Consider the following 2,191-nt stretch of genomic DNA (forward strand, 5'->3'; position numbering starts at 1 on the left):
TCCAGCGAGGTCGCCGAATCCCGCGCGCCGGTCGGGGAGGGCAAGCCGATGATCTCGGATCCCAGGCGACCTGCCGGCACTGCGGCGGAGATTCCCGAGGATCCCGACATTCCCGCCGGCGCCGAGATGGTGACGATGACCATTCGCGAGGCTTTGCGCGACGCCATGGCCGAGGAAATGCGCCGCGACGGCGACGTTTTCCTGATGGGCGAGGAAGTGGCCGAATATCAGGGCGCCTACAAGGTTTCGCAGGGCCTTTTGGAGGAATTCGGCGCGCGGCGCGTGATCGATACCCCGATCACCGAGCACGGCTTTGCCGGCGTCGGCGTCGGCGCGGCGATGGCTGGCCTGAAGCCGATCGTCGAGTTCATGACCTTCAACTTCGCGATGCAGGCGATCGACCAGATCATCAACTCCGCCGCCAAGACGCTTTACATGTCCGGCGGACAGATGGGCTGCTCGATCGTGTTCCGGGGACCGAACGGCGCCGCCGCGCGCGTCGCCGCCCAGCACAGCCAGGATTACTCGGCGTGGTATTCGCAAATTCCGGGGCTCAAGGTGATCGCGCCGTATTCCGCCGCCGACTACAAAGGGCTTCTGAAGGCCGCGATCCGCGATCCCAATCCGGTGATCTTTCTCGAGAACGAAATCCTTTATGGGCACACCGGTCCGGTGCCGAGGCTCGACGACTATGTGTTGCCGATCGGCAAGGCGCGGATCGCGCGCGCCGGCCAACACGTCACACTGGTCTCGTGGTCGAACGGCATGACCTATGCGCTGAAGGCCGCGGACGAACTCGCGAAGGACGGCATCGAGGCCGAGGTGATCGACCTGCGCACGCTGCGCCCGATGGATACCGACACCATCGTCGCCTCAGTGCGGAAGACCGGCCGTGCCGTGACCGTGGAGGAAGGCTGGCGGCAGTCGGGCGTCGGCGCGGAGATCGTCGCGCGGATCATGGAGCATGCGTTCGATTATCTCGACGCGCCGGTGATGCGCGTCTCGGGCAAGGACGTGCCGATGCCGTATGCGGCCAATCTCGAAAAGCTGGCGCTGCCGTCGATCGCCGAAGTCGTCGAGGCGGCGAAGGCCGTCTGCTATCGCTGAGCGGGGCTGACATCATGCCGATCAACATCCTGATGCCCGCGCTGTCGCCGACGATGGAAAAGGGCAACCTCGCCAAGTGGCTCAAGAAGGAAGGCGACAAGGTGAGGTCCGGCGACGTCATCGCCGAGATCGAGACCGACAAGGCGACCATGGAAGTCGAGGCGGTGGACGAGGGCACCATCGCGAAGATTCTGGTGCCGGAAGGCACGCAGGACGTGCCGGTCAACAACGTGATCGCGGTGCTCGCCGGCGACGGCGAGGATGTGAAAGCGGCGGCGAGCGGCGGCGGGACATCGCCAACAAAGGCCGAAGCGAAAAGCACCCCCTCACCCCAACCCTCCAAGAGCGAGCCTAGCTCGTCTCGACCCCAGAGGGGAGAGGGGGCAGGCAGTGCTGGGGCGGCGGCGTCGGTTGCGAGAACCGAAACGGCGAGACTTGCTCCGTCACCTCTCCCCGCTGGGGAGAGGTCGACTGCGAAGCAGTCGGGTGAGGGGGTGGGCAGTGCGTCTGGGAAGCCGTCAACGCCACAAGCCAACGGCCACGCCCGCATCTTCTCCTCGCCGCTGGCGCGACGGCTGGCGAAGGAAGCGGGCATCGAACTGTCGCGTATCGAAGGCAGCGGCCCGCATGGCCGCGTCGTCGCGCGCGACGTGGAGCAGGCGAAATCCGGCAAGGGGCTGAAGGCACCGGCGGCTGCGCCCGCAGGCGCGTCCACCATTGCTCCCGCGATGTCCGACAAGCAGATCCTGTCGTTGTTCGAGGACGGTTCCTACGAGATCGTGCCGCACGACAATATGCGCCGCACGATCGCACAGCGCCTGACCGCCTCGATACAGACCATTCCGCATTTTTACCTGACGATGGACTGCGATATCGGCAGGCTGCTTGCCGCGCGCGAGGACATCAACGCATCCGCGCCGAAAGACAAGGAGAAGAAGCCGCTCTATAAATTGTCGGTCAACGATTTCGTCATCAAGGCGATGGCGATCGCATTGCAACGCGTGCCGAATGCCAATGTGAGCTGGACCGAAGGCGGCATGCTCAAGCACAAGCATTCCGACATCGGCGTCGCGGTGGCGATGCC

The 2,191-nt window shown here is 64.9% G+C and carries 2 protein-coding genes; both read left to right on the plus strand.

Going from position 1 to position 2,191, the window contains the following annotated elements:
* A partial coding sequence (locus BGN91_RS07380; RefSeq protein ID WP_292611879.1) for a pyruvate dehydrogenase complex E1 component subunit beta occupies positions 1 to 1,107 on the plus strand: 1,107 nt, incomplete at its 5' end.
* A 14-nt stretch (positions 1,108 to 1,121) separates the two neighbouring features.
* Positions 1,122 to 2,191, plus strand: a 1,070-nt coding sequence (locus BGN91_RS07385) for a 2-oxo acid dehydrogenase subunit E2 (RefSeq protein ID WP_292611881.1), incomplete at its 3' end; no start/stop codon positions are given.

This window comes from Nitrobacter sp. 62-13 (assembly GCF_001896955.1).
Classification (GTDB): Bacteria; Pseudomonadota; Alphaproteobacteria; order Rhizobiales; family Xanthobacteraceae; genus Nitrobacter.